The 22,548-nt window shown below is 41.7% G+C and carries 28 protein-coding genes; 18 read left to right on the top strand and 10 right to left on the bottom strand.

The genetic code is table 11. The features are described from left to right. The first annotated feature begins 16 nt into the window (after positions 1-16). Complete coding sequence (locus WC819_01680; GenBank protein ID MFA5986041.1) at positions 17-337, top strand: hypothetical protein; 321 nt, start codon at positions 17-19, stop codon at positions 335-337. Between the two features lie 78 nt (positions 338-415). On the opposite strand, the gene WC819_01675 is transcribed toward WC819_01680, so the two are convergent. Together WC819_01675 and WC819_01670 are read right to left on the bottom strand one after the other, a co-directional pair. Then, entirely contained in the window at positions 416-865 is a 450-nt protein-coding gene (locus tag WC819_01675; GenBank protein MFA5986040.1) for an NUDIX domain-containing protein, read from the bottom strand. 72 nt (positions 866-937) lie between these two features. Further along, complete coding sequence (locus tag WC819_01670) at positions 938-1,405, bottom strand: GNAT family N-acetyltransferase (protein ID MFA5986039.1); 468 nt, start codon at positions 1,403-1,405, stop codon at positions 938-940. 278 nt (positions 1,406-1,683) lie between these two features. Here WC819_01670 and WC819_01665 point away from each other — a divergent pair, with 278 nt between their 5' ends. Beyond that, positions 1,684-1,896: a hypothetical protein gene (locus tag WC819_01665; protein MFA5986038.1), complete on the top strand. Its 213-nt coding sequence runs from the start codon at positions 1,684-1,686 to the stop codon at positions 1,894-1,896. A gap of 327 nt (positions 1,897-2,223) precedes the next feature. On the opposite strand, the gene WC819_01660 is transcribed toward WC819_01665, so the two are convergent. The 5 genes from WC819_01660 to WC819_01640 all read right to left on the bottom strand — a co-directional run bounded on the left by WC819_01660 (position 2,224) and on the right by WC819_01640 (position 4,582). Next, a complete protein-coding gene (locus tag WC819_01660; GenBank protein ID MFA5986037.1) occupies positions 2,224-2,382 on the bottom strand; it encodes a hypothetical protein in 159 nt (52 codons plus the stop codon). Positions 2,383-2,551: 169 nt separating this feature from the next. Beyond that, positions 2,552-3,100, bottom strand: a complete 549-nt coding sequence (locus WC819_01655; protein ID MFA5986036.1) for a hypothetical protein — start codon at positions 3,098-3,100, stop codon at positions 2,552-2,554. Positions 3,101-3,131: 31 nt separating this feature from the next. Continuing rightward, positions 3,132-3,425, bottom strand: coding sequence for an HD domain-containing protein (locus tag WC819_01650; protein ID MFA5986035.1), 294 nt, complete (start codon positions 3,423-3,425; stop codon positions 3,132-3,134). A 10-nt stretch (positions 3,426-3,435) separates the two neighbouring features. Then, positions 3,436-4,062 (bottom strand): AAA family ATPase, encoded by a 627-nt coding sequence (locus WC819_01645; protein MFA5986034.1) that lies wholly within the window; start codon positions 4,060-4,062, stop codon positions 3,436-3,438. 13 nt (positions 4,063-4,075) lie between these two features. Further along, complete coding sequence (locus WC819_01640; GenBank protein MFA5986033.1) at positions 4,076-4,582, bottom strand: AAA family ATPase; 507 nt, start codon at positions 4,580-4,582, stop codon at positions 4,076-4,078. A gap of 609 nt (positions 4,583-5,191) precedes the next feature. Between WC819_01640 and WC819_01635 the strand changes: the two genes are divergently transcribed. The 15 genes from WC819_01635 to serS all read left to right on the top strand — a co-directional run bounded on the left by WC819_01635 (position 5,192) and on the right by serS (position 18,348). Next, the gene (locus WC819_01635) at positions 5,192-5,461 is read left to right on the top strand and encodes a hypothetical protein (GenBank protein ID MFA5986032.1); all 270 of its coding nucleotides are present in this window, start codon (positions 5,192-5,194) and stop codon (positions 5,459-5,461) included. A gap of 234 nt (positions 5,462-5,695) precedes the next feature. After that, on the top strand, positions 5,696-5,929 hold the full coding sequence (locus tag WC819_01630) for a hypothetical protein (GenBank protein MFA5986031.1): 234 nt from the start codon (positions 5,696-5,698) through the stop codon (positions 5,927-5,929). A gap of 6 nt (positions 5,930-5,935) precedes the next feature. Further along, complete coding sequence (locus WC819_01625) at positions 5,936-6,316, top strand: type II toxin-antitoxin system VapC family toxin (protein ID MFA5986030.1); 381 nt, start codon at positions 5,936-5,938, stop codon at positions 6,314-6,316. A gap of 118 nt (positions 6,317-6,434) precedes the next feature. After that, positions 6,435-8,279: a translation elongation factor 4 gene (gene lepA, locus WC819_01620; protein ID MFA5986029.1), complete on the top strand. Its 1,845-nt coding sequence runs from the start codon at positions 6,435-6,437 to the stop codon at positions 8,277-8,279. A gap of 572 nt (positions 8,280-8,851) precedes the next feature. Then, positions 8,852-9,895 carry a rod shape-determining protein gene (locus WC819_01615; GenBank protein MFA5986028.1) on the top strand — a complete coding sequence of 348 codons (1,044 nt, stop codon included), beginning with the start codon at positions 8,852-8,854 and terminating at the stop codon, positions 9,893-9,895. Positions 9,896-9,927: 32 nt separating this feature from the next. Beyond that, positions 9,928-10,734, top strand: coding sequence for a rod shape-determining protein MreC (mreC, locus tag WC819_01610; GenBank protein ID MFA5986027.1), 807 nt, complete (start codon positions 9,928-9,930; stop codon positions 10,732-10,734). 1 nt (position 10,735) lies between these two features. After that, entirely contained in the window at positions 10,736-11,236 is a 501-nt protein-coding gene (locus tag WC819_01605) for a hypothetical protein (protein ID MFA5986026.1), read from the top strand. Between the two features lie 8 nt (positions 11,237-11,244). After that, complete coding sequence (mrdA, locus tag WC819_01600) at positions 11,245-13,188, top strand: penicillin-binding protein 2 (protein ID MFA5986025.1); 1,944 nt, start codon at positions 11,245-11,247, stop codon at positions 13,186-13,188. Between the two features lie 60 nt (positions 13,189-13,248). Continuing rightward, positions 13,249-13,683 (top strand): ribonucleoside-triphosphate reductase, encoded by a 435-nt coding sequence (locus WC819_01595; protein ID MFA5986024.1) that lies wholly within the window; start codon positions 13,249-13,251, stop codon positions 13,681-13,683. Between the two features lie 55 nt (positions 13,684-13,738). After that, on the top strand, positions 13,739-13,870 hold the full coding sequence (locus WC819_01590; protein ID MFA5986023.1) for a hypothetical protein: 132 nt from the start codon (positions 13,739-13,741) through the stop codon (positions 13,868-13,870). Positions 13,871-14,013: 143 nt separating this feature from the next. Continuing rightward, positions 14,014-14,367: a hypothetical protein gene (locus WC819_01585; protein ID MFA5986022.1), complete on the top strand. Its 354-nt coding sequence runs from the start codon at positions 14,014-14,016 to the stop codon at positions 14,365-14,367. 379 nt (positions 14,368-14,746) lie between these two features. Then, the gene (locus tag WC819_01580) at positions 14,747-15,088 is read left to right on the top strand and encodes a hypothetical protein (GenBank protein MFA5986021.1); all 342 of its coding nucleotides are present in this window, start codon (positions 14,747-14,749) and stop codon (positions 15,086-15,088) included. A gap of 227 nt (positions 15,089-15,315) precedes the next feature. After that, complete coding sequence (locus WC819_01575) at positions 15,316-16,131, top strand: hypothetical protein (protein MFA5986020.1); 816 nt, start codon at positions 15,316-15,318, stop codon at positions 16,129-16,131. 513 nt (positions 16,132-16,644) lie between these two features. After that, positions 16,645-16,929 carry a GIY-YIG nuclease family protein gene (locus WC819_01570; protein ID MFA5986019.1) on the top strand — a complete coding sequence of 95 codons (285 nt, stop codon included), beginning with the start codon at positions 16,645-16,647 and terminating at the stop codon, positions 16,927-16,929. 99 nt (positions 16,930-17,028) lie between these two features. Further along, positions 17,029-18,348 (top strand): serine--tRNA ligase, encoded by a 1,320-nt coding sequence (gene serS, locus WC819_01565; GenBank protein ID MFA5986018.1) that lies wholly within the window; start codon positions 17,029-17,031, stop codon positions 18,346-18,348. A gap of 41 nt (positions 18,349-18,389) precedes the next feature. Here serS and dprA read toward each other — a convergent pair whose 3' ends face one another. Continuing rightward, positions 18,390-19,508, bottom strand: a complete 1,119-nt coding sequence (gene dprA / locus WC819_01560) for a DNA-processing protein DprA (protein ID MFA5986017.1) — start codon at positions 19,506-19,508, stop codon at positions 18,390-18,392. 213 nt (positions 19,509-19,721) lie between these two features. Between dprA and WC819_01555 the strand changes: the two genes are divergently transcribed. Beyond that, positions 19,722-20,171 carry a hypothetical protein gene (locus WC819_01555; GenBank protein ID MFA5986016.1) on the top strand — a complete coding sequence of 150 codons (450 nt, stop codon included), beginning with the start codon at positions 19,722-19,724 and terminating at the stop codon, positions 20,169-20,171. 39 nt (positions 20,172-20,210) lie between these two features. Here the strand turns inward: WC819_01555 and pth are convergent, their stop codons facing one another. Continuing rightward, the gene (pth, locus tag WC819_01550; GenBank protein MFA5986015.1) at positions 20,211-20,756 is read right to left on the bottom strand and encodes an aminoacyl-tRNA hydrolase; all 546 of its coding nucleotides are present in this window, start codon (positions 20,754-20,756) and stop codon (positions 20,211-20,213) included. A gap of 9 nt (positions 20,757-20,765) precedes the next feature. After that, positions 20,766-22,397, bottom strand: coding sequence for an LCP family protein (locus WC819_01545; protein MFA5986014.1), 1,632 nt, complete (start codon positions 22,395-22,397; stop codon positions 20,766-20,768). Between the last annotated feature and the right edge of the window lie 151 nt (positions 22,398-22,548).

Here is a 22,548-nt window from a genome sequence, read left to right as displayed (position 1 = left end):
GAAGAAGGAGAAGAATATGGATATTTCAGATGCGATCAAGTTTTTAAGTGAAGGAGATACTCCACCGGCGGTCATGATGGTTGCGACGAAAAACGGTAGCGCAGAAGTGCATTTGTATGGCATCAATGGTCATGGGTGTGCCATTGCAGTGGAAAAGATCGAAGAATTCTTAACGGAACTGGCAGCATTGTGTGTCGATAGCAAAACGTTGTATCAGATCAAAGTGGGGGAAGAAAGTATGGACATTCCGGGATTCAAACTTCCCAGCATTTATGCGTATCTTCGGGAAGCGCGAGATATCGGCACAACACTGAATTCTTACCAAAAATATTTTTAACATTTAGGTGACGATCCTTACGATTCACAAAGGTTTTTCATTAGTATCATGAAAGACCTTTTTATTTTTTGTATAATGTTAATCGGTAGGGCATAAAAGAAGAATTGCTGCTAAAGAAAGTGTCTTTACATTTTCCGGCGCATCAAGGTTTTGTATGTCATCAGTTGTGAACCATTTTATGTTGGCGGTCTCTCCGTCTTGCGGATTTAATACATCGGACTCAGTTCTCGCATAGTAGATAAGGTCAATATGTTTATGCGTCCCGCCAATATCTTCAAGCAAGATATGCATCGGGCGAATTAATTGCTCAACATCACTAACGCCAATTTGTCCATCCGGATCATAAAGGGTTGCGATCAAACCGGTTTCTTCAGCTATTTCTCGTAAGGCAGCTTCCTCGGGAAGTTCATTGTCCTCGATGTGACCACCAATTGCCAGCCACATGTGAAGTTTCTTGTGAAAATGCAAAAGCACTTTCTTTTCGTGCACAACATAAGTAGTGGCAGTAAAATGTTTTATCATCTCCATAGCAGTAAATTAATGCGTCTCGGCTAATACGTATTTTTGTTGTGTAATATTGCCAAAAATTTCGTTTGAAATTCAATTGAACGTCTTTTCTAGAAAATAGGCCGGCTCGTTTCCATAGAGGCTCTTGACCATTCCGCGATTTTTGAAGCCGCATTTTTCATAGAAGTTGATCGCATCTTTATCGCTGACGCCCGTATCGACAAAAATGCTCTCGCCAGACTTCATTTGTTCAAAGATCTTTTGGAGCAACGCTGTCCCAACCCCTTGTCTTCGGAATTTTTTATTGATGATCAGATATCGGATCCAGTTCCTCACGATGTCTTCATATACAAAGATCACGCCGCCAACCACATCATCTCCAATTTTTGCCACATAACTAGGGCCGCTCTGTTCGAATGAAGAGCGCAAATATTCCATAGTAAGCCAATCAGACTTTTTCCACTGATCTTTGCCAAAATGAAATAGAATAGGCAGATCTTTTCTGGTCATTTTTTCTATCTTAATACCTGCAGATATGCTTTTATTTCTAATGTTGTTCATGTTTGATGATTAAATTTCAATTGACGTTTTCAAATATCTGAAGTTGCACCTGTGCATATCGGCCAAAACTTCAATATCCAATTATTTTGATTATATCACCAAGCATTGATTTACCAAAGCGCAACGTGGGTGAGCGAGATATGAAAATTGCAAATATTTTCCTTATCATAAGTCTTTATTTTAAATTTTTTGAAACGCCTATGGACAAAAGCTTTGAAATATGCTACGATGCACGGTTCAGTGGATTTCCTGCTGACATACTATACAAGGAGGGTTATATGAGACAAATATTTCTCGTGATTGCGGTTTGGAACACGTTGGTAGCAATTATCAACGTTACTGTCTTGCCACATTTTGTGCCTGCTGAAGCGATGGTGTATGTAACGCCAATGTCGCAGTTACTCCCCATCTTCATTCCGATCGTTCTTTCATCAGTGTCGTCAAGCAGCGGATCAAACACATTTGGCGAACTGCGTTCTGTTTTTTTGTGAACAGCGCGCAAGCCCACGTCTTGTCCCTGGCAGATTCTATTTCTGCTGGGGACTTTTTTCAAAGAATTTCAAAAAAGGGCTATTTAAAAATGAAAGGATATTTGTGATTTTTTTTCTGTGTAACCAGCTATTCGGTATTATGAAAAATGAGTGAAGCGGATATTGCAAAATATTTCTCGGTATCAAAAGTTTTTGATACCCCTGATATTATTTATAAATAATATCAAATATTTGAATGGAATAAAAGAAATTATTATAGCGTTCTTAAATAAGATTCAAGCCCTGTTTATATATTTTCATAAACAGGGCTTGGTTGTGCATTTGTGCTTAGTCAAAGCATCCGTATTTTTCTAGCTCTGGATCAACCAAAGAGTTGCCTCTGTCTTTATCGAGCAAAAACTTTCGTAGATCATCAACATCTTTACCTTCAGATTCAAGTCTGTCTAACTCTTCGTTGATGATTTTATCATCCCCATCTTGACTCATAATGAATCCTCCTAATGTCAGTACGTTGATATTAGTATTACGTTTTTTAACAAAAAACTATAATAATTTCTTTTTACGGAACCTGATATCCAGTGTTATGTATTGCTGAGCCCTCTTCGCATATTCGCGCACGTTATGAAAAATGAGCGAAGCGATATTTTTCATAACGTTACTCATATCTGAAGTTTTTGTCTTCCTTCCTTATTGTAATATATAAAGAAAGGGAAGGCAAAAATTTGGGTGGAAGAAATTTGCACTCCTTATTATTAGTCATTGATGCAAATTTCTGTAACCAGATATGGGTTGTTAGACGATGTAAATTTATTTTATTTTTAAATTCGCTTTTTATTCTAAATAGATTAAATAAGCTTTTTTGTTTTGGATTTTTGGCAGAGGGGTCAGGGGTGAATGCCAAAAATTCAAAACTCCTTATTAGCTTTCTCTTTTTTTGCTCATAGTAATTTTTTCTAGCTAGGAGCAGTTTTTTCGCCTCATTCCTACTAAAATCAGTAATAAACTTCGGAATTCTTACATTAAGCGCCGATTTCATGAGATATATATTAGATTTGGCGTCTATCACAGGTTTTTCAGTATTTACATCCAAGCCACTCAACACGTCAGCTTCCATTAAAATTATTTCGTCAACATCTTTAATTTCAAACTTCTTGTCATGAACAGCTACAAGGTGAACGCAACGCGATTTTTGCGCATCGGTCAAAAAAGAGAAAAAATTATTGTTCAGCAAGGTTTCAATTATTTTTTGCGCCTAACTCCATGTGCAATTTTTTGGCGTTCTCAATTATTTCAGAATTCATCACCTGCCCGTCTCTAAAAAGACCCGCATAACCCCAATCATGAGCATACGCCGCAATTAGCAAAACCGTTTCGTCTAGTTCTAATTCAGGATTGTGGCGAATAATCTGCTTTAACCAATCAACGACTTCCAATGTGTGAATTTTGTCAAAACCACCGCGACTATTTTCTAAGTCTGGTAGTATTTTTTCTTTTAAATACTCTTCTAAGTTGTTTAAATCAAAATTCATAATAATTATTTTAGGCGGTTATTAAATAATTAATTGCCTCCTTGATCTGATTATCAAAATCATTGTCCATATTTAACACCTTGAAGTCGTACTTTTCAGATTCTTTTTCAAAAAAATTTCCGTACTCACAAATCATGTTTGCGATTTTCTGATAAGTTTCTTCATTATTTGTTCTTGCGATTATCCAATCATTTGTGGTTGTACTTTTCTTTATATCGCAAATAAATTTTTCCTTGTCAGATTTCACAAGAAAAATACTCTCAATTTTCTCTGGATATTTCAAGTTTAGTTTTGCAACAAGCTCAGGCTCAACATGATAGCCTTCAATAATAAAATCATTGCCGTCAGTAATTTCACAAACCGTGAACATATCTACTGCCTCATAAACAGTTTTTGCCTGTTGTTGATAGGCTTCAATAATTTCCCTCGATGAAAATTTAGAGTATTTTTCATCATTATCTTTACCGCGCTGATAGCTTGTAGGAAATTTTTTTGAAAAATCCCTTTCATTCATGTACGGCTTAATCACACATTGAAGGGTGTCAGTAGAAACCCACGGAATTCCCAATGATTTTGATAATGTTTTTGCCAGTGTCGTCTTTCCACATTTTGGAGGACCACCAATTAGATATATCATAGCCTAAAAAAAATTATAGTATTTTAGCTACCTCAAGATAAGTTTCATCCTCAGACATTTTATCAATGTTTATAATATGTGCCTGAGGTCGAGTATTTTTTAATACATCAATTTTATCCCAAAATATTTCGCATTTTTCTGGCGTCAATAATCCACCTTCTCGCCAACCACGCTCATTAGCACGTTTCATAACAACTTCTTTTGGCGCCCAAAGAATAATTTCATAAACATCAGCGCCATATATCTTTGCAATTTCATAATAAAAATCAAGAACATCATTATCAAGCATTATTTTATCAATAATGATATCGCGATCGTCTTCTAGGCAACTTTTAATTATCGCCTTTGAGATAGTCATCATTATCTTACCGCTTTCTTCTTTTTTCTCCCTGTATTGACTTATGAATCTTCTTTGGGCATCAATGTCTAAAAGAAAAGAAAGTGGCATGTTGGCATGTATTTTTTCCGATAAAGTACTTTTTCCAATGCCGCATGGTCCATTTATTGTAATTAATTTCATAGTTTTTTAATTAATTTTTTTCTGCAGCCTTCCCAGAGCAGAAAAAACACCTTATTCCCCCTCTATAAATAGATAAAAAAAACTTATTTTTCCTTATTATAAAAAGCGAATTTAAAAATAAAATAAATTTATTTCGTCTAACGTGCGCGAATATGCGAAGTTTTCTGAGACAGACATCCCAAAGGGTGGCTGGCTCAGAAAATTTGGGCGATATGCCGCATATCCGTTGTTATGAGATGTATTGCTGAGCCCTCTTCGCATATTCGCGCACGTTATGAAAAATGAGCGAAGCGATATTTTTCATAACGTTTCCGAATATCTGAAGTTACGCCTGTGTTTATTGGCTAAAACTTCAAACATTCACCTGTCTTGATTATATCATTAAACTTTGTTTTATCACAGCGCAATTTGGGTGGACGAGATATGAAAATTACAAATATTTTCCTTAATGTAAGCCATTTTTTGAAATTATTTGAATTTTGGCTTGACACGGTTGTTAAAAGCTGGTATAATAGTCAATTACGATGGTAGTGTAAGTTCTGGATTAAGGCTAGTTCCTTCAATCATGCCTTGGCTTGGTTGGTGGTCAAACCGAGCAATGGAGTAAAAATGGAAACAGTGGCAGAAAGGTTCTGTGAGTTTGTTGAAGATAATAGCGTTGAGGTGGTCGATTTTTCGATTTTTTGGAATACTATCAAACAGCAGACAAAGCCGAGAATATTCGGGTCTGAAACTTGGCAAGAGATGAAATATTTTTTTGGCAAGATAACAGATGTTCATCCTGAAGTGACAGATGCGGAACCGGTCGTGTTGTCATTTAGTGACGGGTCAAAAGCCAGATATGATCATCTGTCCGGATATTTTCAACCCGTCGAATAACCTTTTTTCACATCGCAGTTGCGCTCTCTGGGATAATCTCCCAGAGGGCGTTTTTCAAAAAACTTTAAACATTCACCTATTTCGATTATATCATTAAACCTTGACTTACCACAGCGCAATTTGGGGGAGGCGAGATTTAAAACAAGATACATAATACTAGAAGATGCTTTGAATCATTGACTATTTCCCACATAAAAGTTAAACTATAGTTAGATAATTAGTCGACCTATTTTTATGGAAGCTCAAATTATTGGGGTGAAGCAATTATATAAAGATCTCAAAAAGATTTCTGATCAAGTCCTTCGCGGACAGTCCTTTTTGGTTGTCAAAAACTCTAAACCCATATTCAGGATAGAGCCTATAAAAGATACGACCAATAAGCAGTATAGTCTAAGCGATGCAAAGAAAATCCAATTTGTTGTTAAGGATAAAGATTTGAGTAGCAAAATTGACAAACAAATTTACTAGAATAGTATGCGTATTTTAGATTCGAATATTTGGATCGCTTACTTAAGTAAAGCGGACAATCAGCATAAAAAAGCCAAGGAAATTTTTGAGAATGTGGATGAGAAAATTGTTCTGCCGGAATATTTACTGGCGGAGATCTGCTCGGTTTTATCTTTGCGGGTGAATAAAAAAACCGCTGATAAATTTTTGCGTTTTGCTTTGGATAATAATGAGATAGAAATCATTTTGTCGGACAATGTTTTTTTTGTCGGGACAGTGAGTGTCTTTCAAGAAATGAAGACCAATAAACTTTCCTTTGTTGATTGCTCACTTCTGTATCTGACAAAGTTTTATCATGTTCAGACTTTTGATAAGGCACTTTTAAGAGAGATTAACAAAATTACGTAAGCTATTTTTTATGAAAAAAATTAGAAATTTTTGTCCCACTACGCTAAAGCTTCGAGGGATGAAAGACGCTGTATTTAGTTGTTTGGTATAATATAAGTAATGTAGCTCTGAAACTATTATGAAGAATATTCGAAATTTCTGTATTATTGCGCATATCGATCATGGGAAGTCTACGTTGGCTGACCGTCTTTTGGAAGTGACCGGTACTGTGGAGAAGCGCAAGATGAAGGAGCAAATGCTGGACGGGATGGACTTGGAGCGAGAGCGTGGCATTACCATCAAATTACAACCGGTACAGATGAAATATACATATAAATCCTCCTCCAGATCCTCCTTTACGAAAGGGGGAGAGGAAGGAATTGAATACACGTTGAATTTGATCGATACGCCGGGACATGTGGATTTCGCCTATGAAGTGTCACGATCACTTGCAGCTGTAGAAGGTGCGATCTTGCTTGTGGATGCGTCACAGGGTGTGCAAGCGCAGACATTGACCAATCTCTATTTTGCATTGGAGCATGATCTGGAGATCATTCCTGTGCTCAACAAGATCGATCTGCCAAATGCGGATGTGGAAAAAGTAAAGAAAGAAGTGATCCATATCCTCGGATGCAAAGAGGAGGAGATTTTGGCTGTGAGCGGGAAGACGGGCGAGGGCGTGGAGGAGTTATTGAAAGTGGTGATCGATCGTGTGCCGGCACCGCGGGGAAATGAAAATGCTGATTTTCGCGCATTGATCTTTGACAGCGTGTACGATTCGTATAAGGGTGTCTTGGCGTATGTGCGGGTGGTGGATGGCGCGATTTCCAAAAGGGACGACATTCATATGATGGCGACAAAAAAAGATAGTGGTATCGTTGAGCTCGGGCACTTCCGTCCGCAATATGATGCATGCGACACGCTCACGATGGGAGATATCGGCTATATCGCCACGGGGTTCAAAACGGTTGTGGAGTGCAGGGTTGGTGATACGGTCACATTGAAACAGAGCAATAAAGAAAAAAACTATGATCGCATTGTACAGCTTCCCGGGTATCGCGTGGTCAAACCGATGGTGTATGCGAGCTTTTATCCTGTGGATGGTGGGGAATACAATGTGATGCGGGATGCAATGGATAAACTCACACTCAATGATGGGGCGTTTCGTTTTGAGCCGGAGAGCAATCAAGCCTTGGGGCGGGGATTTCGTTGTGGCTTTTTGGGACTGCTTCATCTGGAGATCATCCAAGCGCGATTGGATCGTGAATTCGGTCTGCAACCGACGATCACAACGCCGAGTGTCGTGTATAAAATACGAAAGAAAAATTCTGATGAACTGATCGATATTTATTCAGCGGCAGAGTTGCCGGATGCATCAATTGTCGAGGAAATTCATGAGCCATATGCAAAATTGGATATTATTGCACCGTCCACATATCTGGGAAATATCATGGAGCTCATGAACACAACGCGTGCAGAATATGTCAACACGAATTATATCGATGCGGACCGTGTGCAACTGACTTTCAATGCACCGCTTATGGAAGTGATCGTGGATTTCCATGATCAACTGAAAAGTATTTCAAGTGGATATGCATCGATGAATTACGAAATGTCGGGCTATCGCAAGAGCGATCTGATCAAATTGGACATTATGGTTGCCGGGGAATTGATCGATGCGTTTTCTCGCATTGTACCGAAAAAAAGTGCGTTTCACATCGGCAAAGAAATCGTTGACAAGCTCAAAGAAGTACTTCCGCGACAAAACTTTGCCGTGGCGCTTCAGGCAACGATCGGCGCAAAAGTGATCGCACGCGCAACGATCAGTGCATTTCGCAAGGATGTGATCGCGGGACTCTATGGCGGTGATATTACGCGCAAAAGAAAGTTATTGGAAAAACAAAAAAAGGGAAAGAAACGTATGAAACAATCCGGTAGTGTGGAAATTCCGCCGGAAGCGTTTTTGAAGATTCTGCGAAAATAATTTGAGGTGTAATTGAAATATTATTTTAAAATATGTCATTCTGAACTTGTTTCAGAATCTTTAAATGTTACAGAGTTTTTTTAGATTTAGATCCTGAAACAAGTTCAGGATGACTGATCGTGGCGTACAGTCTTCCCTTTTGAAAAGGGAAGCGTCTGATAGGGCGGAGGGATTTTTTCGTATAAGAGCGGTGCAGTAGTTTAAGATTGCTTCGTTCCTTGCAATGACATTTTTTCTAATATTTTCTTTTTTATTGCGGAATTGGTTAAATCTCCCTCAGTCCCTGCCTACCGGCAGGCAGGTGGCAGGCAGGCCTCTTTACAAAAGAGGAAATTTTTAAATCTCCCTTTTTCAAAGGGAGGTGCCCAACGGGCGGAGGGATTTTTTAAAAAGCTTTGACGTTTGGGCTTTTTTCTTGTAGAATAAGTGGTGTTTATAAAATAAAAATACAAATGGGGTTTTGAGACAGTTTGTTGTATGACTGGCGTTTTTTTATCTCTCATTTTGTATATGCAATCACTATGGTTCGACTTTTTAATAAATTGAAAAAAATATCACAAAAGTTCACGGGAATGCTTTTTGGACATCTTTCCAAAGATATTGGGATCGATCTTGGTACGGCAAATACGCTGATCTATGTGCAAGGCAAGGGCATCGTGATCAATGAGCCGTCTGTTGTTGCGGTCAATAATCGTACAGGACAAATTTTGGCGATTGGTAAGGAAGCAAAACGCATGGTAGGCAAGACGCCGGGACACATTGTTGCAACGCGTCCTCTTGTAGATGGCGTAGTGAGTGATTTTGATGTGACAGAACAGATGTTGAAATATTTTATTGATAAAGTGCACAAAGAATCATTCTCGATCTTGCCACGGCCACGGGTGCTTATCGGTATTCCATCCGGCGTCACAGAAGTGGAGAAGCGTGCTGTGATCGATGCGGCGATCAATGCCGGCGCACGAGAGGCATATTTGATCGATGAGCCGATGGCGGCGTCGATTGGTGCACGACTACCTGTGACAGATGCGGGGGGAAATATGATCGTTGATATTGGTGGTGGTACGAGCGAGATCGCGGTGATCTCTCTCGGAGGTATTGTGGCGGCGCGATCACTTCGTACGGCGGGTGATGAGATGAATGAAGATATCGTGCGCTACATGCGTGATGAATTCAACCTGCTTATTGGTGAGCGGACGGCAGAAGAAACAAAAATCACTGTAGGCAGTGCGTATCCGCAAAAGACGGAATTACGCGTGAAGGTGCGTGGTCGCGATCTCGTGACAGGACTTCCCAAAGAGGTGGTGGTGACTGATGAGCATATTCGTGATGCAATGTCACGTAGCATTCGCATTATCGTCAATACGGTCAAGACGATCATTGAGGAAACACCGCCGGAATTACTTTCTGATATTATGCAACGGGGAATCGTTTTGGCCGGTGGTGGCGGATTGACGCGCGGATTGGATAAATTGATCGCCAATGAAACAAAAATGCCGGTGATGATGATGGAAGATCCTCTCACTGCTGTTGTGCGCGGTTGCGGTATTGTTTTGGAGGATTTGGAAAATCTCCGTGATGTTCTGATCGAAAACGATCAAGGCGCGCCACTGCGTTAAATTGTGACTAACAAAAAGTATCAACAAAAAACATGCAATCACTTCATAGGAACAAAAGAACCAAAAATATCAGTGTATACATCGTGATCATTTTTCTCGTGATGGTTGCCAATCCGTTTGGGATAATGACAAAAATTCGTAGCGGTATCATGGTAATTCTATCCCCATTGTCAAATATCGGTTATGGTGTTGGCGTGAAATATCGTAGCGCAGTGGGTCTGATCGCAGACATGGGCAATCTCTATGCGCAAAATCAGGATTTGCGCGCTACAGTGAGACGGATGGAGTCTGAAAATGCATATAGTATGGATATCAAAAAGGAGAATCAATTGTTGCGTACAGAATTGGATCTCCTGCCACGGGAAGAATATACATTGATCGGTGCAGATGTCATCGCGAGAGACTCACTCGGCGGAAGTCAGTGGGTGATGATCGACAAGGGGAGAGAACAAGGCATTGAAGAAAACATGGCCGTGATCATCGATGATCGTGTGTTTGTGGGGTATATTGATGATGTCAATCAAACAGTTTCACGCGTGCGTTTGATCACGCATCCTGACAGTGTAGTAAACGTTGTTGGCGCAAAAGGTGGCGCTGAGGCGATCATGCGGGGCAATCATGGACTTTCGGCAGTTGTTGAGGATATAAAAAAGGATGATGTGGTGGAAAACGGGGAAATGTTCATCACATCGTCGATCGGTACGCGTTTCCCGCGAGGGTTATCAGTCGGTCACGTACAAAATGTCTCCACAACAGAGGATCAATTGTTCCAAAAAGCAACAATTGTACCACTCGTTGCTTTGGGTGATTTGCGGACGCTTTTTGTCATAAAAAAATAATATGGTTCAGTCGATTTTGCGCACAATCCTTCTCCTTGTCGCATGTATGCTTGCGGGTATTTATGCGGGCATTGGGAGTATCCCGCTTTTTGGTGGTGTCATTTTCATATGCATATGGCTCTGCGTGCGTGACATGAAAGAAATCGGTATATGGATCATTGTGTGCGCCTTGTGTTTGAGCGTCATGTGGTATGATCGGTGGGGTGTATTTTTTTGCGCAATGATCATTTCCGCATATGTTTTTGATACAGTAAGGACACAATTGGTGCGTAGTAATAATGCGGGCGCGGTATGGCTTTTTCTTGTAATACAAGGCATCGCTCTTGTCGCTGATCTCTGTGTAAATATGATCTATGTGCATCGTGTGTCTTATGGGGTATGGATGTATGGCGGGGCGATCGCTTTGACGGCATGTGTCTTTATAATACTTTTGCGGGGTATCGGTTTTGTCGAAAAAATTATCAGAGTATATGCGCATGATGACGCGCGCGGACATATATAAGAAACCATATGCGATTACAAAAAATTTCAAAATACAGAAATGAAATTGAAGACGCCGTACTTACGGCGTCTGAAAAAGAAATTGCGCGCATGTCATTTGATTTTGACCGGCGATGGTTGACGATTTTTTGGATCGTTATTGCCGGCAGTCTCATCACACTTACTTCGCGGGTATTTTATCTTTCTGTGGTGAAAGGTGATTATTATGCATTTGTCGCATCGGGAAATAGTGTGCAATCTGTGCCGATCATTGCACCGCGAGGAGAAATTTTTGATTTTTATGGAACGCTGTTGGCAAATAATATGCCAAGTCGCAGTATCGTCGTCGATCCGAAGTTGTTGCCACACGATGAAGAGATGCAACGTAACATTGTCGCGCGTCTTGCACAAATTCTTGCGATAAATGAAAGCGATGTTGCGGAGGCTTTTGATATGGCACGTGCGTCTGGCAGCGAAACGGTTGTCAAAGAAAATATCACCCATGAACAATCGTTGGATTTCAAGGCGCAGGAAAGTGAATTGTCCGGTGTGCGTATTCAGCAATTTGCAATTCGTCATTATGCGGATGGAGAAAAGTTTGCGCATATTATCGGATATGAAGGTCTGATCAAAAAAGAAGAACATGAGGAGCATCCGGATTATTTGTTGATCGATCGCATTGGTAAAACCGGTGTGGAATACTACTACGAAAAAGATCTCCACGGGACACATGGTGCACAGCAAATGCTTGTGGACAGTCGTGGCAATGTTGTGAAAGATCTGGTTGACGTTGCGCCAGTTGCCGGTGGGGATCTCTATCTCAATATTGACGCGGAATTACAGAAGTTTCTTTTTGATCGTCTCAGCAAAGAGTTGGAACGTGCCAAGACCAAGCGTGCTACTGCGGTAGTGATCGATCCGCGTGACGGTGCGGTGCGCGCGATTGTCAGTTTGCCATCATATGACAACAATGTTTTTGCGCAGGGTATTGATCATGATACATATAACAACTGGATCACCGATGAGAATCGTCCGCTTTTCAATCGTGCGATCGGTGGGGCGTATGCGCCGGGATCAACGGTAAAGCCGATCATGGCGGCAGCGGTGTTGGCAGAGCATATCGTTTCACCGGACTATCAAATCGAGAGTCGTGGCGGACTGCAAATTGGATCGTTTTTCTTTGGAGATTGGCGTGCACACGGTTTTACGGATCTGCGGCGAGCAATCGCTGTATCGAGCGATGTGTATTTTTATACTGTCGGCGGAGGCAATGGGGATGTGGTGGGTTTGGGTATTGAGCGGATGAAAGAATACATGACAAAATTCGGCTATGGAGAAAAGACGGGTATCGATCTCTCCGGAGAAGTGAGCGGTTTTTATCCTGACAAAAAATGGAAGGAAGATACGCTCGGAGAAAGATGGTATGTTGGTAACACATATCATGCGGCGATCGGGCAGGGATTTGTGACGGCAACTGCGCTACAAGTTGCAAATGCAATTGCGGCAATTGCAAATGGAGGGACATTATATGAACCGCATGTTGTGTCACATATTGTGCATAAAACGACGGACACGACAACTACAATTGAACCAAAGATCATCCGCGATCACTTGGGTGATCCGCAGGATATCAAAATTATTCAGGAAGGAATGCGACAAACAGTGACTGATGGGACGGCGACAATGCTCAAAAATTTAAATGTTGCCATTGCGGGAAAAACCGGTACGGCGCAGTTTGGCAATGGGGACAGTGTGCACTCATGGTTTGTGTCCTATGCGCCGTATGATCATCCGGAAATGGTTTTGGCGATCATGGTAGAAGGACAAACCGGTGAATTATCCTCCACGACGGTTCCTGTTGCGCGTGATGTGTATATGTGGCAGTATGGTGGACGCGATATGAGTGTTTTTGATGCAAAAGCAAAGGAAACGTCAGTGTCAGCACCGCCGGAAGAAGTGCCGATAAGGGATTGATTTATTGCACGAGAGGGTACTTTTTATGGTATAATGGAATCACATATAATAATAGGCTGTATGATCAATGATATAAAAAATGCTCTGTCTTTTATCGCAGGCACATGGAGTGAAAAAAATGGGATCCATGAATTTTCCGCTGTGATCGCGGAACGTAAAGCATTTCTCTCAAAAAAGAAACTAACGTACGTGGCGCGATTTCGTATCGATGAAGAAAAGAAAGAAGTGCGGTTTACGGAATATCTCAAAGAGTCCGGTATGGGATTGTCCGGCGGAACGGATATGGATATGAGTCCGGGATTTGGGTTTAAGACCACAACATACAAAACAGGATTTGGTCAACCACGGGAAGAGAACATCAACGAACAGTCAGATCTGTTTGGCAAAGAATATACCTATACATTTGAGTGGGGTGCTGTGCGAAAAGCGATCGAAGAGGTTGCGATAAAAAATGCTTATACCTATTCCTACCATGTGACGAGTCTCGGTCTGTAGAAACATTCCTCTCAAGACGATAACAGTGAAAAATATAATTTTTTTATCTGTGCATATGGAGAAATTTATCACATACATCATTGTGCTTTTGGCAATGGGGTGTGTGGTTTTTGTTTTTTTGACACATGAGAGATATGGACAAGACCATGAAAAATATAAAGACGTGACAAATATAAAAATACAGTAACAAAAAAATTTTGGAACAAAATAAAATTCCCTGCAGAAACGTCATTCCAATTAACGGAAAGATGTTTTGTAGGGAATTATTTTGTGCATGGCGCACTAATGCTTCATGGATATAGGCATGCGATGTGCAATTTGATGGGAAACATGTTCATAGTAATCCTGTCTACTTGGGTCACTACGACTTTGCCACGTGATGCATCTGCTCCTGTACGTGCAGGAACTTTGATCGCAATACCCGTTTATTGCACTGCCAAAACATGGAAAATTTCCTTCAGTGCGTTGTTTTTCGCGATATTTTTCACCGCGAGAAACATGAAAACATGGCGCGCAGATCATGCTGGTAAAATGGATATTGTGTTGGGCGAGTTCATCCGCAGTCAACCGTCTTTGATTGAGTGTGTACATCGCTTTGCAAAAAATCCAAAATTCTTCTTCAGCAAGATGAATTTTCTGTTCTGTGTTGATCCACAACAACTTGCAATTTACACAGCCTTTTAACAGATGTTGGTGTGGATGTACAATGGAGAACAGTTCTCCGTCATTTGAGTAGTACATAGAAAAGTCCTCCTTTTTTGTAAAATAATTTTTTGTTTTTTGACACGGATTTTTAAAAGAACAAAAGACAATCCCCATTTACATGAAACTGTCTTTTGTTTTCAAAATACACATTTTGATAGCGGATATGCGATTGTCTATTTGTTTTACCTCGTTTCGTGAGAACCTCCCAATAACACCTCTATGAGTATATTATACAACAAAAGGCAAAAAGTGTGCAAGGAGAGGGTGTGTATAACTTATGCAGCAAAAATGTGTGATCACGAAAGAGTTTTTCTGTGTTATGATGGGGTTATAACGTAAATATTTTTACAATCACATTATGTTGGTCAAAAAAGCACACGCAAAAAAAGTCTCTAATTCAGAGAAGTGCACTGTATGGGAGTACGATATGCATAACCAAAATTTCAATGTCGCGACGGCATACATCAATGGACGGTTTCCGGATGAAGGACGGGTGGTCAATCTTGAAGTAGAAGAAATTTATTATGTGCAATCTGGAACTGCCAGTATTCATTCTGAAAAAGGCGATTGTGAGATCGAGGCGGGGGACATGTACCTTTTTGACAAAGGGGAGAAGTTTTGGGTGGATGCGAAAGAGTTATCGCTCGTCGTAACATGTGCACCGGCATTTCGACCGGAACAACATAAACATGTAGATTAAACAGATCAAAATCATATCAAATCAGAAAATTCAGCCAAGAATGTGCTTCATGGCTGGATTTTTTTTCAAGCATAGCTATTGACTTTGAGCTATTTTTATGCTAATATAGGGAGTTCATTATTGGACACCCTATATGGCAAGGGCTAATTTGCCTAGGTTGCTGCTTCGCAGAGCCGAAAAGTCCTTTAACACCTGGTTTACCAGGAAACACTTCAAAGGAGAAAGGTATGAGACCTGACAATGTATTAAGTATCGGAAATATGACCGAGGACGGACAGATTATCATCAATGGATCAGGTATTAACACAATTAAACTGCTTGGTTCTTCTGTTCCTATCAGTTGCAGGGTTGGCGAAACTGTTTCATTTTTGATGATCAGCCCCGAAAAGGAAGGCATGGTGGCCATACGCGTTTATGCCAAGAGCCATAAGGATACCAAGAACAAGTATGCGCTTACACCAGAAGTTGATTTTCTGCTGAATGTCCGAAGGAATGGCGAAGAAGCTTTTTATATCGACCGTGATAACCACGGAATGACGAAACGGGGGCGTCTCTGCCAGATTTCCAAGGGCATCCTCCAGACCACAATTGAGGGAATACTTTTTCTTTCAGGAGTGCCTTGTAAAAGTGATGAGTATCCTCCGTTTCGTATCGTTGACGGCGACGTCATGTGCCAGTATGTTGTGGGAGACATTGAGGCCGAGATGGTCAAAGAAAAGGCCACCACGCTCGAAGCTGAGAAATCGGCGCTCGAATGCTTACCTCAGGTCGAAGCTGAAAAGCAGGAGTTGGTCGAGAAAACCTTTACCATGAAAAAGCAGCTCGATGCTACCGCAGGGAAAGAGATTGCTCTTCAGGAAAGGATAAACATGCTTTCGGCTGAGCTGGAAAGGACAACAAACGAGCTGGATGAAACCAAAGTGTTCCTTTGGAAAATCCTGAGTGCTCGATCCTGGTCGGTAAAGGGCAAACTTCGAGTGTTGCTCGCCAAAATCGACCCTACAAAGAGTCTTTCCGCCAAGGCCAAAACCGACCTGCAGTAGGCGAAGCGCTTCAACGTAGTAAACCATGATGTTCTGGAGAAGGAACTTCAAAAAAGTTCCTTCTCCCAATTTCTAAGTTTGTCAGATTTGGTAAATTTGGAAATTGACTCTGAAGACGACATTTATTTGTCGTTTTTTTGTTGATAAAAATTTATTTTCAGAGTACGATCAGAATAACAATATGTCTTATGCGTTGCTGGCGAACGATCCGATATAGAAGCGAAGGGTTTAGGCATTGAAAAATTTATCTCTTTGAAAAAGGAGAGAGGTTTTGGGTCGATGCATAATGCCGCCAAAGAAGCTTGCCGAAAAACAATTCAGTCAAGCTTCTTTTATTTTACTTTGTATATTATCAATTTGATTTTATAACTTGACGGTAGGATTTTTGCAAATAGGCATATTCTTTGCTACCATTGCAGTAAGGTTTTATTCATGTTGTCATCCTGAACCCTGCCTACCGGCAGGCAGGTCGTTTCAGGATCTCAAATATAGTAGTGTAGAGCATATATAGCTATGAAACAATATTGTGTTTATATTCTTACGAATCAACATAATAAAGTTTTTTATATTGGCGTAACGGGAAATTTACAGAAAAGGATATATGAACACAAAAATAAATTAGCAGAAGGATTCACAAAAAAATATAATATAGATAAATTAGTATATTACGAACAAACGGAAGATGTATTCAGTGCATTGAGGCGTGAAAAGCAGTTGAAAAATTGGCATAGGGAATGGAAAATTAATTTAATAACAGAATTCAATAATGAATGGAGGGATTTGTCAGGGTCATTGTGATTGAGATCCTGAAACGACCTGCCTGCCGGTAGGCAGGGTTCAAGATGACACATTTTCACTTTATAAACTTTTAACTTCATAAACTTTAGAACTTTAGCTATGTTAGACATCAAATATATTCGTGACAACGCAGAAGCAGTGCAAAAAGCGGCTCAAGAAAAAAATCTTACGATTTCTATCAAGGGTTTACTTGCAGTGGACAAGGAACGCAGTGCACTCATGCAAGAGATCGAAGCGCTTCAGGCGCAGAAAAATGTGCTTAATGATCGCATGAAAAAAGCAACTGCAGATGAACGTCCGGCGATCATTGTGGAGGGGAAAGTAGTCAAAGAGCAATCGGAACAAAAGGAGCCTGTCTTACAAAAGTTACAAAAAGAGTTTGACGCGCTTATGGTGCAAGTGCCGACAGTGCATGCCAATGATGTGCCACGTGGCAAAGATGAGAGTGAGAATGTTGTGGTCTATGAAAAAGGTGAGAAACCGCAGTTTGATTTTGTGCCCAAGGATCACATTACTCTCGGGAGAGATTTGGACATCATTGATTTTGAACGTGGCGCAAAGGTCGCGGGTTATCGTGGATATTATCTCAAGGGTGATGGCGCGGCATTGACAATGGCGCTCATGATGTATGCACTTCACAAGATCATCTCCAAAGGGTTCACACCGATGATCCCGCCGACACTGGTCAAAGAATTTGCACTTTTTGGCAGTGGATATTTCAAAGGGACGGAATACGATCAAGAAATTGATGAGATCTATCAGGTTGCATCAAAAAGTAAAACGGCAGACGGTGCGGATGCCAAAGAAAAGAAATTTTTGGTTGGTACGGCAGAGCCATCATTGCTTGCGTATTACGCCGATGAGGTTTTAGATGAGTCACAACTTCCGATGAAACTTTGCGGGTATAGCCAGTGTTATCGCAGCGAGATCGGCAGTTATGGCAAAGATACCAAAGGTATGTATCGTGTACATGAATTCATGAAAATCGAGCAAGTTGTGCTTGCACCGGCTGATGTCGATCTGACAGAAAAAATCCAACAAGAAATGGTGGCGATCTCCGAGGAGATCCATCAAGAATTAGGTCTTCCGTATCGCAAATTGGCGATCTGTACAGGGGATATGAGTGCGGGGAAATACCGCATGTTTGACCTCGAAGCATGGATGCCCGGCATGGATCGGTGGGGTGAGACGGCAAGTGCATCCAATTTCCTTGACTGGCAGTCGCGTCGTTTGAATGTGCGCTACAAGGATAAAGACGGCAAGAAAAAATATGTCTACATGCTCAACAACACCGTATTACCGTCACCGCGGCCGTTTATCGCTGTATTGGAAAACTATCAACAAGCAGATGGCAGTGTGATCGTACCGGAGGTCTTGCGATCATATATGCCGGGAGGAAAAAACGTGATCACCAAATAAGGTAGGGGATGGGATGAGGAGTGAAAATAATTATCGAATTTTTATGTGACGACGTATGTTTGGTTGCCGATGTTTTTGATCGTGCCGCCAATTTCAAGCATGGTCAATGTGCTGGAGATGGTTATTGTATCAAGGGGTGATTCCTTGATGAGACGGTTGATCTGGATGCCATCGGGATATTTTTTGATGTGTTCGTACAAATCTTTTTCTTCTGTTGAGGAAAATGTTGGAGAGATATTTTCTCCTGTGTATTTTTTGTTTTTATGGAATAGACAGAGGACGTCGTTTGCACAGAGGACGGGCTTTGCGATGTTATTGCGGAGCAAATGATTTGATCCATAGGCATGTGTTGCAAAGATCGATCCGGGGACGACAAAAACTTTCCTCTGAAATTGTGATGCGTGCGCGGCAGTGATCAATGTACCGGAATCTTTGGCGGCCTCGATGATGATCGTGGCGACGGATAATCCTGCCATGAGGCGATTGCGTGCCGGAAATGTGCCACGGCTTGGTGTCGTCCCGATAGGGTATTCAGAAATGATCGCACCGCCACGTGCGAGGATTTTGCGCGCCAGCGAGAGATGTGATCGCGGGGCAATTGCGTCGTCATCCACGCCACCTGCGATCACGGCTATTGTGGGTCCGTTATTTTCCAGTGTGGCGCGATGCGCCAGTGCATCGGTGCCGAGAGCAAGTCCTGAAACGATCGTGATGCCACTGCGCGTGATCTCACCGGCCAAGAGTGTTGTTGCGCGCGTGCCATACTCACTGACCTTGCGTGATCCGACGATTGCGACAGATGGCGATGATAGGAGATCGATATTGCCACGGACATAAAGACAAAATGGCGGATGGTCGATCTCACGTAATCTCACGGGAAATCGTGGGTCTTTGACCGTAAGCAGTTGTGCGTCACTCTGCGCCACTCTTTGCCATGTGGCAGACGGGTCGATCTGTGATCTGTATGCAACGACACTGTCGGCGAGCTTTGGAGAAAATCCCGTTTCAATCAATTGATCAACAGGTGCAATCCATGCATCTGCAAAAGAATCAAAATAATTGGAAAGAAGAAAGAGTTTTTGTGCGCCAATGCCGGGGATCACATTGAATGCATTGACGTAGGAGTGGTCAGAAAGTGATGGTGTGCGTGATATTGACATAATGAAGTAATTTTGTTATCATAATTCACTACCTTCCAGCATAATATATGTCCATAGTTCCGTCTACAGTGGGGAATGTGCAGGTTATCTCCTCCTTACCTGGATGTTCGTTCTTTTGTTGCATTAGTGTGATAGGAGCCACACGTAGGCGGAATTATGGATAGATAGGGGAAATATACCGTTTTTTAAAAGATCAATATAAGAGGGAATGTTATGCACTTGATCATAATGCTGTTGCTGTTTTTTTGTTCATGTGGCACTGTTGCGGCCAAAGATCTGACACAGGACCAGATGAGGATGCGCGATGCGGTAACAGTGATCAATCTCATCGTATTACAATATGAAAATGCAACATTGGTGCCATTACAATATTTAAAAGATGATCTTTTGAACAGAGAATGCCATGTTATGCAACCGGAGATCGAAAAAATGATCCGAGAATTTACGAGGCAGTATGAAGGCGGCACATCCCGTCAACATATTGCGCGAGCGCTGGATTATTTTGAGAAAGCTGTAGGTGTATATGCTGATGCTATCGGCAATGGTGATGGCAATGTCACGGATGGTGAGTTGACTGCTCTATCAGAACAAACACAAAATAATAGTGGCATGTTCTTCTTAAGTTGTCTTTTCGAGGGATACAAAGATGTCCCGAGACAGTAAAACTGCTGTGTACAAGAATTCTTGTACACAGCATTTTTTTTATAATGCAGAAAACACATCAGAAATGATCGCGTCACACACAGGATCAAGCATTTTCTGCTCTTCGGGGAGAAAGTCTTGGAGTACATAGGCTTCTCCTGAAATCTGGCCGCGTTCTTTTTTGCCTCCTGTCGTTTCGATGCCGATGCGAATGCGCATGAAGTCTTGGGTGCCGATCATATCGATAATGCTCTGCACACCGTTATGTCCCACGGCGTGTGTGTCGCGGGATACTTTATATTTCCCGATCAGAATATCCAAGTCATCATGGATCACGATCAAGTCGGATGGAGATATTTTATAAAAATTCATGATCGCGGCCACTGTGACGCCGGAACGATTCATGAATGTTTGTGGTTTGACCAAAAGCATTTTTTCTTTGTGCGACGTGTGTCCTTCGCTCACGAGAGCGTTATGCTTTTTGTCAGAATCAAAAGAGGGAAGTTGTAGGTGTTCGGCCAAGCGGTCGAGAAAGAGAAATCCGACATTGTGTCGTGTTGCATGATATTGTGTGCCGGGATTACCGAGTCCGCAGATGATTTTCATAAATGTGGTTTATTGATCGCTATTATTTAATGTGTTTTCTTGTTCCAAATCTTCACGGGAAATTTCCGTGTAGGCGTATGTATCGAGAATATCATTTCCCAGGATGATTGCAAAGTCCGTAGTGATCTTTTTGTCGAGTGTTGCATCGCCTTTTGTTGCAGGGACTTTTTTGATGAGCTCGTCGAGTGAAAATGGTTTTGCGCCGGATGTGCGATCGATAACAATGGTTGTTTCTTGCGGAACAATTTTTTTGATTTTTGGATCGGAAAATACAGCGATCTTTTGGAAGCCGATCTTTTGAAGAAGAGTAGATACGCGTTCTGTGAGATTCGTGTCGGCAGTAGTATTGATGAGAGTGATTGTGGGCTCTTCGTTGGCAATATCTTTTTCACGCTGCGCGATCTTTTGGAGGTCAAAGATGAGATCTGCACGTTCGCGGATCTCTTTGTAGTTTCCTGTACGCGGCGTAAGTCCGGAAATGCTACCGCTGGAACCAAATTGTCGCGTGCTTATAAGGAGGCTACCAGGTTGCCATGCGTCGACGACAACTGTTGTGATGTTTTGTGTGTCGAGTTTTTTGATAAGTGCAATGAAGGGTTCGATCTCGTTGGGAGAAATGTTGGTGTGGAGATGGTCGCCAAGTGCGTCAAAGATCTCGGCAATTTTCTTTGGATTCACGATCGTGCCGAGGGAGAACGCTTTGTTTTTGGCGGCTTGCATGATCTGCTGCTGTCTTTTGGCACGTCCAAAATCACCCTCAGTGTCATGGCGCGTGCGTGCGTATTTGAGAGCGGTTTCTCCGTCAAATTTCTGCAATCCCGGGTACACTTCAAATGTCTCATAGCTATATCCCGGTCCGGGATAACGCTCGTCTTTGATGTGATGGGGCACATCAATATTGATGCCGTCCAATATATCAATGATCTTTGTAAACCCTTCAAAATCCATAACGACATAATAATGGATCTTTTGTGCGGTGATGTCTTCAATCGTATCAATGATATATTTTGCACCAACGTCAGTACGCAAGCCGGTTTGATAGAGGGAGTTGATTTTGACATAGCCAGTGTCCGTGTGTATGAGGAGATCGCGGGGGATGGAAAGAAGTCCGATCGTATAGCTTTTTGTATTGATGCTTGCGACGATAATTGTATCTGTGAGGTCTTTGCCTGATTTTTGTGTATTGGCTCTACCAAGCAAAAGAATGTTGATCCGTCCATCGTCAAATCCGTTTAATGATCTGTATGAGTGCGGATTGGCGATATTGGCGATCGCCTGCATGACCGACGGTCGCTCTTTGTCGTCGGATATTCGTGCAAGGGTCTCATTGGTTTTGTGCAGAAATGCGTATGTCGCCCATCCAATACTTAGGAGAAAAATGACACATGCGATCCAAAGAAGCCATTTGCCAAAAGCAAAGTTTCTTCGAGGTTTCTCCACGATCTTTGTACGGCGGATGTATGCGTCAAATGTTTCGACGGAGGAGTGTTGTGGCGGTGCGGAAGATTCTGTACGTGCAGGGGCGTTTCTGTGCTGAGAGGGCGTACTGTGCGTTTGCGGACGCTGTACAGCATGTTGTGATATTGTGGCGCGACGGGGTGGAAATGATTTTGCAGATTGTGGGCGCTTGACAATGTCCATTGCAGTAAAAAATAGTAACGAATATACTCGCATTCTACCACAGGTTTCAATTATCAGTAATATGCAATCCGTAATGTCATGAGTCTAAAAATCTCATTTTAATAAAAATACTTATGAAATATATACAATTATTCTCTTGTTTTTCCTGTGC

The organism is Parcubacteria group bacterium, from assembly GCA_041660065.1.
Classification (GTDB): Bacteria; Patescibacteriota; Minisyncoccia; order Moranbacterales.
The sequence above is the reverse complement of the archived record's forward strand: the minus strand, read 5'-3'. Positions and strand labels throughout refer to the sequence as shown.

What these genes read in the sequence shown, in the direction of transcription:
- WC819_01615 (MFA5986028.1), top strand. Translation starts at nt 8,852, where the DNA reads ATGCTTTTTGGACATCTTTCCAAAGATATTGGGATCGATCTTGGTACG.
- WC819_01650 (MFA5986035.1), bottom strand. Translation starts at nt 3,425, where the DNA reads ATGAATTTTGATTTAAACAACTTAGAAGAGTATTTAAAAGAAAAAATA.
- WC819_01665 (MFA5986038.1), top strand. Translation starts at nt 1,684, where the DNA reads ATGAGACAAATATTTCTCGTGATTGCGGTTTGGAACACGTTGGTAGCA.
- WC819_01590 (MFA5986023.1), top strand. Translation starts at nt 13,739, where the DNA reads ATGGAGAAATTTATCACATACATCATTGTGCTTTTGGCAATGGGGTGT.
- WC819_01605 (MFA5986026.1), top strand. Translation starts at nt 10,736, where the DNA reads ATGGTTCAGTCGATTTTGCGCACAATCCTTCTCCTTGTCGCATGTATG.
- WC819_01675 (MFA5986040.1), bottom strand. Translation starts at nt 865, where the DNA reads ATGGAGATGATAAAACATTTTACTGCCACTACTTATGTTGTGCACGAA.
- WC819_01545 (MFA5986014.1), bottom strand. Translation starts at nt 22,397, where the DNA reads ATGGACATTGTCAAGCGCCCACAATCTGCAAAATCATTTCCACCCCGT.
- WC819_01680 (MFA5986041.1), top strand. Translation starts at nt 17, where the DNA reads ATGGATATTTCAGATGCGATCAAGTTTTTAAGTGAAGGAGATACTCCA.
- WC819_01625 (MFA5986030.1), top strand. Translation starts at nt 5,936, where the DNA reads ATGCGTATTTTAGATTCGAATATTTGGATCGCTTACTTAAGTAAAGCG.
- serS (MFA5986018.1), top strand. Translation starts at nt 17,029, where the DNA reads ATGTTAGACATCAAATATATTCGTGACAACGCAGAAGCAGTGCAAAAA.
- WC819_01595 (MFA5986024.1), top strand. Translation starts at nt 13,249, where the DNA reads ATGATCAATGATATAAAAAATGCTCTGTCTTTTATCGCAGGCACATGG.
- WC819_01585 (MFA5986022.1), top strand. Translation starts at nt 14,014, where the DNA reads ATGTTCATAGTAATCCTGTCTACTTGGGTCACTACGACTTTGCCACGT.
- dprA (MFA5986017.1), bottom strand. Translation starts at nt 19,508, where the DNA reads ATGTCAATATCACGCACACCATCACTTTCTGACCACTCCTACGTCAAT.
- WC819_01670 (MFA5986039.1), bottom strand. Translation starts at nt 1,405, where the DNA reads ATGAACAACATTAGAAATAAAAGCATATCTGCAGGTATTAAGATAGAA.
- WC819_01630 (MFA5986031.1), top strand. Translation starts at nt 5,696, where the DNA reads ATGGAAGCTCAAATTATTGGGGTGAAGCAATTATATAAAGATCTCAAA.
- WC819_01580 (MFA5986021.1), top strand. Translation starts at nt 14,747, where the DNA reads ATGTTGGTCAAAAAAGCACACGCAAAAAAAGTCTCTAATTCAGAGAAG.
- WC819_01645 (MFA5986034.1), bottom strand. Translation starts at nt 4,062, where the DNA reads ATGATATATCTAATTGGTGGTCCTCCAAAATGTGGAAAGACGACACTG.
- WC819_01555 (MFA5986016.1), top strand. Translation starts at nt 19,722, where the DNA reads ATGCACTTGATCATAATGCTGTTGCTGTTTTTTTGTTCATGTGGCACT.
- WC819_01640 (MFA5986033.1), bottom strand. Translation starts at nt 4,582, where the DNA reads ATGAAATTAATTACAATAAATGGACCATGCGGCATTGGAAAAAGTACT.
- WC819_01570 (MFA5986019.1), top strand. Translation starts at nt 16,645, where the DNA reads ATGAAACAATATTGTGTTTATATTCTTACGAATCAACATAATAAAGTT.
- lepA (MFA5986029.1), top strand. Translation starts at nt 6,435, where the DNA reads ATGAAGAATATTCGAAATTTCTGTATTATTGCGCATATCGATCATGGG.
- WC819_01660 (MFA5986037.1), bottom strand. Translation starts at nt 2,382, where the DNA reads ATGAGTCAAGATGGGGATGATAAAATCATCAACGAAGAGTTAGACAGA.
- WC819_01575 (MFA5986020.1), top strand. Translation starts at nt 15,316, where the DNA reads ATGAGACCTGACAATGTATTAAGTATCGGAAATATGACCGAGGACGGA.
- WC819_01635 (MFA5986032.1), top strand. Translation starts at nt 5,192, where the DNA reads ATGGAAACAGTGGCAGAAAGGTTCTGTGAGTTTGTTGAAGATAATAGC.
- mrdA (MFA5986025.1), top strand. Translation starts at nt 11,245, where the DNA reads ATGCGATTACAAAAAATTTCAAAATACAGAAATGAAATTGAAGACGCC.
- pth (MFA5986015.1), bottom strand. Translation starts at nt 20,756, where the DNA reads ATGAAAATCATCTGCGGACTCGGTAATCCCGGCACACAATATCATGCA.
- mreC (MFA5986027.1), top strand. Translation starts at nt 9,928, where the DNA reads ATGCAATCACTTCATAGGAACAAAAGAACCAAAAATATCAGTGTATAC.